The sequence below is a fragment of the Bradyrhizobium sp. BR2003 genome, assembly GCF_009720285.1.
GTDB lineage: Bacteria > Pseudomonadota > Alphaproteobacteria > Rhizobiales > Xanthobacteraceae > Bradyrhizobium > Bradyrhizobium elkanii.
This window is the reverse complement of the sequence record NZ_SMYJ01000037.1, coordinates 22,726-31,338: the sequence shown is the minus strand read 5'-3', so window position 1 is coordinate 31,338 and position 8,613 is coordinate 22,726. Positions and strand designations below refer to the sequence as shown.

The 8,613-nt window shown below is 64.8% G+C and carries 6 protein-coding genes; all 6 read right to left on the bottom strand.

What is annotated here, in order from left to right; genetic code table 11:
- Nucleotides 1-147 precede the first annotated feature (147 nt).
- A complete protein-coding gene (locus E2I15_RS31750) occupies nt 148-687 on the bottom strand; it encodes a hypothetical protein (RefSeq protein ID WP_137483958.1) in 540 nt (179 codons plus the stop codon).
- Between the two features lie 40 nt (nt 688-727).
- The gene (lpdA, locus tag E2I15_RS31745) at nt 728-2,128 is read right to left on the bottom strand and encodes a dihydrolipoyl dehydrogenase (protein ID WP_137483959.1); all 1,401 of its coding nucleotides are present in this window, start codon (nt 2,126-2,128) and stop codon (nt 728-730) included.
- 84 nt (nt 2,129-2,212) lie between these two features.
- The gene (locus E2I15_RS31740; RefSeq protein ID WP_026192098.1) at nt 2,213-2,962 is read right to left on the bottom strand and encodes an SDR family oxidoreductase; all 750 of its coding nucleotides are present in this window, start codon (nt 2,960-2,962) and stop codon (nt 2,213-2,215) included.
- A gap of 72 nt (nt 2,963-3,034) precedes the next feature.
- On the bottom strand, nt 3,035-4,279 hold the full coding sequence (gene odhB / locus E2I15_RS31735; RefSeq protein ID WP_137483960.1) for a 2-oxoglutarate dehydrogenase complex dihydrolipoyllysine-residue succinyltransferase: 1,245 nt from the start codon (nt 4,277-4,279) through the stop codon (nt 3,035-3,037).
- Between the two features lie 185 nt (nt 4,280-4,464).
- Nucleotides 4,465-7,425 (bottom strand): 2-oxoglutarate dehydrogenase E1 component, encoded by a 2,961-nt coding sequence (locus tag E2I15_RS31730; RefSeq protein WP_137483961.1) that lies wholly within the window; start codon nt 7,423-7,425, stop codon nt 4,465-4,467.
- A 255-nt stretch (nt 7,426-7,680) separates the two neighbouring features.
- Nucleotides 7,681-8,562, bottom strand: a complete 882-nt coding sequence (sucD, locus tag E2I15_RS31725; RefSeq protein ID WP_137483962.1) for a succinate--CoA ligase subunit alpha — start codon at nt 8,560-8,562, stop codon at nt 7,681-7,683.
- Nucleotides 8,563-8,613: the final 51 nt, after the last annotated feature.

Sequence of the window (8,613 nt, the reverse complement as noted above, 5' to 3'; positions counted from 1 at the left end):
CCGCCGCCACCGAAGTCGCTTGGCTTCTCGTCGCCCATCTCAGGCTCCTGACCAGACGCCTGGCCAGGCTCCAACACGCTTTTTGAGTCAGACTCTCAGGAGCGCGCCCTTGCGCGCGTCTCAGGATGACGGAATAGAAAGTTTTGATCAAAGAGGCTTGCTGGTCTGATGCACGCTCTTGCGGAAGCGCGCGATCACACGCAGCGTGCGTGCCGCCCAGCCTTCGCCGTCGCCACGGATCATCTCGCGAATGCGCCGCTTGATCGGCTCGACCAGCGCGGTGGCCTTGGCCCGCAGCGCCATCACGAAATTATAGAGCGCCTCGAACCAGGGCATCTCCAGCAGTTTCGGCCGCGTCACGTCGAACAGGAAGGCCGTCACGCCGACACCGACGAACTTGGCGAACAGGATCAGCGAGACCGCACTGAACCAGTATTGGTTCGCGAGCAGCCAGAGCCCGACCAGCTTGAGCGGAAACAGCGGGATGACCGGCACGACGAAGACGATCAGCGTCATCGCCGGCGACAGCGAATCGACACGGTCGGCAAGCCATTGCTTGAGCGCGCGGAGCGGAATCCACGCCACCACCCGCGCCACGATCGGCTCGAGGTGGTCCCATAGCCAAGCCTCGACCAGGAAGACGATCGCAAGCAGAATCCAGAACGGCTGAAGCAGGCGGCGCAGCATCGCTATGATCTCAACCCGGCTGACGCCGGACTTTCGATCATCACATATGGATGGCGCGCTTGCCCACCGCAAGCGCGGCTTCCTTGATCGCCTCCGAACGGGTCGGGTGCGCGTGGCAGGTGCGTGCCAGATCCTCGGCCGATCCGCCGAATTCCATCAGAACGCAGGCTTCGTGGATCATTTCGCCGGCTTCGCGGCCGACGATGTGGACGCCAAGCACCCGATCCGTCTTCGCATCTGCGAGAATTTTCACGAAGCCGTCGGTGGTCTGATTGACCTTGGACCGGCCGTTCGCCGTGAACGGGAATTTGCCGACAGTGTACGCGACGCCGGCCTGCTTGAGATCTTCCTCGGTCTTGCCGACCGACGACGCTTCCGGCGTGGTATACACAACACCTGGAATGACATCGTAGTTCACGTGGCCGGCCTGGCCCGCGATGATCTCCGCGCAGGCAACGCCTTCGTCTTCCGCCTTGTGCGCGAGCATCGGCCCGGCCACGACGTCGCCGATCGCGTAGATGCCCTTCACGTTGGTCGAGAAGTGCGCGTCGATCTCGACGCGGCCGCGATTGTCGAGCGCGACGCCGGCTTCCTTCAGCCCGAGGCCCTCGGTGTAGGGCACCCGTCCGATGCAGACGAGCACGACATCGGCTTCGATGGTTTCCGCAGCGCCGCCCGAGGCCGGCTCGACCTTGACCTGCAGCGTCTTGCCGGAGGTATCGACCGCAGTGACCTTGGCGCCGAGCTTGAAGACGAAGCCCTGCTTCTCGAGCATGCGCTGGAATTGCTTCGCCACCTCGCCGTCCATGCCGGGCAGAATGCGGTCGAGGAATTCGACGACCATGACGTCCGCACCGAGACGCCGCCAGACCGAGCCAAGCTCGAGTCCGATCACCCCGGCGCCGATGATCAACAATTTCTCCGGCACCTTCTCCAGCGACAGCGCACCGGTCGACGACACGATGCGCTTCTCGTCGATGTCGATGCCTTTCAGGCGGGCGATATCGGAGCCGGTGGCGATCACGATGTTCCTGGTCTCGACGGTCTCGGTCTTGCCGTCGCCCGAGACCTCGACCTTGCCGGCACCGAGGATCTTGCCGGTCCCCTTGAGCACGTCGATCTTGTTCTTCTTCATCAGGAACTCGACGCCCTTGACGTTGCCGTCGATGCCCTGCTGCTTGAAATTCATCATCGCGGGCAGATCGAGCTTCGGCGCCGGGACGCTGACGCCCATCTTGGCGAAGGAGTGCGCGGCTTCCTCGAACATCTCGGAGGCGTGCAGCAGCGCCTTCGACGGCATGCAGCCGACATTGAGGCAGGTGCCGCCCAGCGTCGCGTTCTTCTCGACGACGGCGACCTTCATGCCGAGTTGCGCCGCGCGGATCGCGCAGACATATCCGCCCGGGCCGGTGCCGATGACGACGAGATCGTAAGAAGCCATGATGGAAGGTCCTGTAGCTAAGCTCTGTGACAACTACGCGGGCGCAATCGTGTCGGCAGACCGCCGCCCGCTCTTGATCGTGTGCTAGCGACCGCCCGACACGTCGAGGATCGCGCTGGTGACATAGGAAGCCTCGTCCGAGATCAGCCAGACGATGGCGTTGGCGATTTCATCGGCGGTGCCGACACGCTTCATCGGCACCATATGGGCGAGCCGGTGCGCGCGATCGGGCTCGCCGCCTGCGGCGTGGATGTCGGTGTCGATCAGTCCGGGCCGGATGCCGGCGACGCGGATGCCCTCATTCGCGACTTCGTAGCCGAGGCCGATCGTGAAGGAATCGATCGCGCCCTTGGACGCGGCATAGTCGACATAGGTGTTGGGCGCGCCGAGCTTCGCCGCAACCGAGGAGAGGTTGACGATGACGCCGCCCTGGCCGCCGTGCCTGGTCGACATGCGCTTCACCGCCTCGCGCGCACACAGGATGCTGCCGGTGACATTGACCGCCATCATCTGCTGGATACGCTCGGCCGACATCTCGTCGACACGCACACCGCTCTTGCCGACGATGCCGGCATTGTTGACCAGCGCGCCGAGCGTGCCGAAGCCGTCGGCCGCCTTGAACAGCGCCAGGATGTCCTGCTCGCTGCCGACATCGCATTTCACCGCGATCGCCTTGCCGTTCTTCGCCTCGATCGCGGCGACGACCTCGTCCGCCGCGGTCTTGTTGGATGCATAGCCGACCACGATGCGATAGCCGCGCGCGGCGGCAGCGAGCGCGGTCGCGCGGCCGATGCCGCGGCTGCCGCCGGTGATGACAACGACCTTATCCGTCACTTTGATCCCCAAATGTGAGCACCCAACAGATCGCGGCGCCCGAGCCGATCGGACGCCGCGCGCGATACGGTCTTAGAGATCCAGCACCAGGCGGGCCGGATCCTCCAGGCTCTCCTTGACGCGCACCAGGAAGGTGACCGCTTCCTTGCCGTCGATGACGCGGTGATCGTAGGACAGCGCCAGATACATCATCGGGCGCACCTCGATCTTGCCGCCGACCACCATCGGCCGCTCCTGGATCTTGTGCATGCCGAGGATGCCGGACTGCGGCGCATTCAGGATCGGCGTCGACATCAGCGAACCGTAGATGCCGCCATTGGTGATGGTGAAGGTGCCGCCCTGCATCTCGTCGATCTTGAGCTGGCCGTCGCGGGCTCTACGGCCGTAGTCGGCGATCGACTTCTCGATCTCGGCGATCGACTTGTGATCGCAGTCGCGCACCACAGGCACCACGAGGCCGCGGTCGGTGCCGACCGCAACGCCGATGTGATAGTAGTTCTTGTAGATCAGGTCGCTGCCGTCGATTTCAGCGTTAACCGCCGGAATGTCCTTCAGCCCCTGCACGACCGCCTTGGTGAAGAAGCCCATGAAGCCGAGCTTCGAGCCATGCTTCTTCTCGAACGTGTCCTTGTAGAGGGCGCGCAGCTTCATCACCTCGGTCATGTCGACCTCGTTGAAGGTCGTCAGCATCGCGGCGGTATTCTGCACGTCCTTGAGACGGCGCGCGATGGTCTGGCGCAGCCGGGTCATCTTCACGCGCTCCTCGCGCGCGGCATCGTCCGCCGGCGACGGCGCACGGACCTGCACGGCGGCGGCCGGCTGGTTGACCGGGGTCGGCGCCGAGGCGGCCTTCTCGATCGCGGCCAGCATGTCGCCCTTGGTCACGCGGCCATCCTTGCCTGAACCGGGAACGGTGGACGCATCGATGCCGCTTTCGGCGGACAGCTTGCGGACCGAGGGTGCCAGCGGCGCATCCGCCGGCGGCGCCTTCGGCGCGGCATGAGCCGGGGCGGCAGAAGCCGCGGCAGCCGGCGCGGCCACCTTGCCGGAAGCTGCGGCAGCCGGCTTGGCGGACGCGGCCGCGCCGTCATTGATCTGGCCGAGCAGCGCGCCGACGGCGACGGTCTCGCCGTCCTTGGCGATGATCTCGCCGAGCGTACCGGCGACCGGCGCGGGCACCTCGATCGTGACCTTGTCGGTCTCCAGCTCCACCAACGGCTCGTCCACCGCGACGGCTTCACCGGCCTTCTTGAACCAGCGGCCGATCGTGGCCTCGGTCACGGATTCGCCGAGCGTTGGAACGCGAATTTCAGTCATGGTCTTTTCCTCGATAACCCTGCGGTCGCAAAATTTGCGGTCGTGAAACTTGTCCGCCACCGCCCGCCAAAGCGAGCGATCCGGCACTCCGTGACGACAGCACTTCTGCTGGATGACGCGGGATACCGGATGCCCCGCTCCGGTGCGCAATTGCGCACAAGGCGGGGCATGGTCAGTGAAGGTCGTTAGTTCAGTGCGTCGTCGAGCAGCGCCTTGAGCTGCGCGAGATGTTTCGACATCAACCCGGTGGCAGTCGCCGCCGATGCCGGACGGCCGGCATAGCGCGGACGCTTGTTGGCGGCGTTGATCTGGTTCAGCACCCATTCCAGATAGGGCTCGATGAAGTGCCAGGAGCCCATGTTGCGCGGCTCCTCCTGGCACCAGACCACTTCGGCGTTCTTGAAGCGGCCGAGCTCCTGCACCAGCGCCTTCAGCGGCACCGGATAGAGCTGCTCGATGCGCAGCAGGTAGATGTCGTCGATGCCGCGCTTCTCGCGCTCCTCGTACAGGTCATAATAGACCTTGCCGGAGCACAGCACGACACGACGAATCTTGCCGTCCGGCACCAACTTGATCTTCTCGTCCGGCAGCATCTGCGCGTCATCGTACAGGATGCGGTGGAACGTGGCGTTCTTGCCGAGTTCGTCGAGCCGCGACACGGCGCGCTTGTGGCGCAGCAGCGACTTCGGCGTCATCAGGATCAGCGGCTTGCGGATCTCGCGATGCAGCTGGCGCCGCAGCACGTGGAAGTAGTTCGCTGGCGTGGTCGGATTGACCACCTGCATGTTGTCCTCGGCGCACATCTGCAAATAACGCTCGAGGCGCGCGGATGAATGCTCCGGTCCCTGCCCTTCATAGCCGTGCGGCAGCAGGCAGACGAGGCCCGACATGCGCAGCCACTTGCGTTCGCCCGAGGAGATGAACTGGTCGAATACCACCTGGGCGCCGTTGGCGAAGTCGCCGAACTGCGCTTCCCACAGCGCCAGCGCATTCGGCTCGGCCAGCGAGTAGCCGTATTCGAAGCCGAGCACGGCCTCTTCCGACAGCAGCGAGTTGATCACCTCGTAATGGCCGGTGTCCTCGCCGCCGAGATGGTTGAACGGCGTGTAGCGGCTCTCGTCCTCCTGATCGATCAGGACCGAATGGCGCTGAGAGAAGGTGCCGCGCTCGGAATCCTGGCCCGACAGGCGCACGTGATGGCCTTCCTGCAGCAGCGTGCAGAACGCCAGCGCCTCGCCGGTCGCCCAGTCGATCCCGACGCCGCTCTCGATCGCCTTGGCGCGGTTGTCGAGGAAGCGCTGGATGGTGCGGTGGACGCGGAAGCCGTCCGGCACCTTGGTGATCTTGCGGCCGATGTCCTTGAGCACGGCGACGTCGACGCCGGTGACGCCGCGGCGGGCATCCTCTTCCTGGTCGGCGATCTTGAAGCCCGCCCACTTGCCGTCGAGCCAGTCGGCCTTGTTCGGCTTGTAGCCGGCGCCCGCTTCGAACTCGGCATCGAGGCGCGCGCGCCAGTCGGCCTTGGCCTTGTCGACCTCGCCCTCGGTCACCACGCCGTCGGCGATCAGCCGCTTGGCGTAGATCTCCAGCGTGGTCGGGTGCGAGGCGATCTTCTTGTACATCACCGGCTGGGTGAACGCCGGCTCGTCGCCCTCGTTGTGGCCGTGGCGCCGGTAGCAGAACATGTCGATGACGACCGGCTTGTGGAATTTCTGCCGGAACTCGATCGCGACCTTGGCCGCGAACACCACGGCCTCCGGATCGTCGCCGTTGACGTGGAAGATCGGCGCATCGATCATCTTCGCCACGTCGGACGGATAGGGCGACGAGCGCGAGTAGCGCGGATAGGTGGTGAAGCCGATCTGGTTGTTGACGATGAAGTGCAGCGAGCCGCCGGTGCGGTAGCCCTTCAGGTCGGACAGGCTGAAGCATTCCGCCACCACGCCCTGGCCCGCGAAGGCCGCGTCGCCGTGCATCAGCAGCGGCAGCACGGAGATGCGCATGTCAGGCGGATCGCCGTGCTGGTCCTGCTTGGCGCGCACCTTGCCCATCACGACCGGATCGACGATTTCCAGATGCGACGGATTTGCGGTCAGCGACAGATGGATGTTGTTGCCGTCGAACTCGCGGTCCGAGGAGGCGCCGAGGTGATACTTGACGTCGCCGGAGCCCTCGACATCGTCGGGATTGGCGGAGCCGCCCTTGAACTCATGGAACAGCGCGCGGTGCGATTTGCCCATCACCTGGGTCAGCACGTTGAGGCGGCCGCGATGCGGCATGCCGACCACGATCTCCTTCACGCCGAGATTGCCGCCGCGCTTGATGATCTGCTCGAGCGCCGGGATCAGCGATTCACCGCCGTCGAGGCCGAAGCGCTTGGTGCCGGTGAACTTGGTGTCGCAGAACTTCTCGAAGCCGTCCGCCTCGATCAGCTTGTTGAGGATCGCGCGGCGTCCCTCGGGCGTGAACGAGATTTCCTTGTCCGGCCCCTCGATGCGCTCCTGGATCCACGCCTTCTGCGCGGCGTTGGAGATATGCATGAACTCGACGCCGAGCGTCTGGCAGTAGGTGCGTTCGCAGATCTGCACGATCTCGCGCAGCGTGCCGTATTCGAGGCCGAGCACGTGGTCGAGGAAGATCTTGCGATCGAAGTCCGCCTCGCTAAAGCCGTAGGAGCGCGGATCGAGCTCCTCACGGTCGCGCGGCGCCTCGATGCCGAGCGGATCGAGCTTGGCGTGGAAATGGCCGCGCATGCGGTAGGCGCGGATCAGCATCAGTGCGCGAACCGAATCGCGGGTGGCCTGATGGACGTCGGCATCGGACAGCTCGGCGCCCTTGGCCTGCGCCTTGGCCGCGAGCTTGCTGCCGACCGCCTTTTCGACCTGGGCCCAGTTGCCGTCGAGCGCGGAGGTCAGCTCGTCGCGCGGCGTCACCGGCCAGTTGTCGCGGCCCCACGAGGCGCCCTCGGCGTTCTTCTGGACGTCGGCCGGGGCGTCCTTCAGGCTCTTGAAGAAATCCTGCCATTCGGCGTCGACCGACGACGGGTCCTGCTCGTAGCGGGCGTAGAGGTCGTCGATGTAGGCGGCGTTGGTGCCCTGCAGGAATGATGAGAGTGCAAAAGCGGCGTTCGCGTCTTGGCGAGACATGGGCAGTCCTGGTGATTTTTTCGGTTCGCGCGTAGGAGACGGCGCTAGGTGCCGGTCTGGAAGTGCGCCGGCTGGATTGATACCCTTTACCCTATCTAGGACAGATATTCCTGTCTAAAAGAACTAAGAAATGAACTGATTTTCATTTTTTATTGATCGCCATTCTGGCGACAAAACGCAATAGAAGGGCGGGTTCCCCAAGGAGAACCCGCCTAAAACACGCCAAATCTCGCAGGGAACTTCGCCGGACGGCAGTTACTTCAGCATCTCCGCAAGGGTGTGCCCGAGGCGCGCCGGCGACGGTGACACCCTGATGCCGGCGGCTTCCATCGCCGCGGTCTTGGAACCGGCGTCGCCCTTGCCGCCCGAGATGATCGCGCCGGCATGGCCCATGCGGCGGCCGGGAGGTGCGGTGACACCGGCAATGAAGCCGACCATCGGTTTCTTGCGGCCGCGCTTGGCCTCGTCCTTGAGGAACTGCGCGGCGTCTTCCTCGGCCGAACCGCCGATCTCGCCGATCATCACGATCGACTTGGTCTTCTCGTCGGCCAGGAACAGCTCCAGCACGTCGATGAACTCGGTGCCCTTGACCGGGTCGCCGCCGATGCCGACCGCGGTGGTCTGGCCGAGGCCCTCCTGGGTGGTCTGGAACACCGCCTCATAGGTCAGGGTCCCGGAGCGGGAGACGATGCCGACCGAGCCGGGCTTGAAGATGTTGGCCGGCATGATGCCGATCTTGCATTCGCCGGCGGTCATCACGCCGGGGCAGTTCGGCCCGATCAGCCGCGACTTCGAGCCTGACAGCGAGCGCTTCACGCGCACCATGTCGAGCACCGGGATGCCCTCGGTGATGCAGACGATCAGCGGGATCTCCGCGTCGATCGCCTCGCAGATCGCGTCCGCCGCGCCCGGCGGCGGGACATAGACCACGCTGGCGTCGGCGCCGGTCTTCTGCCGCGCTTCGGCGACGGTGTCGAACACCGGCAGGTTGAGATGGGTCGAGCCGCCTTTGCCGGGCGCCACGCCGCCGACCATCTTGGTGCCGTAAGCGATCGCCGCTTCCGAATGGAACGTGCCGTTCTTGCCGGTGAAGCCCTGGCAGATGACCTTGGTGTTCTTGTCGATCAGAATGGACATGGTTCGAGATGCTTTCGCGAGACGATCGGTGAAGGGAACTCTATGGTTTGA

Bases quoted from the DNA above. Each gene is read 5' to 3' on its own strand.
- E2I15_RS31750 (WP_137483958.1), bottom strand. From the start codon at position 687: ATGCTGCGCCGCCTGCTTCAGCCGTTCTGGATTCTGCTTGCGATCGTC.
- lpdA (WP_137483959.1), bottom strand. From the start codon at position 2,128: ATGGCTTCTTACGATCTCGTCGTCATCGGCACCGGCCCGGGCGGATAT.
- sucD (WP_137483962.1), bottom strand. From the start codon at position 8,562: ATGTCCATTCTGATCGACAAGAACACCAAGGTCATCTGCCAGGGCTTC.
- E2I15_RS31730 (WP_137483961.1), bottom strand. From the start codon at position 7,425: ATGTCTCGCCAAGACGCGAACGCCGCTTTTGCACTCTCATCATTCCTG.
- odhB (WP_137483960.1), bottom strand. From the start codon at position 4,279: ATGACTGAAATTCGCGTTCCAACGCTCGGCGAATCCGTGACCGAGGCC.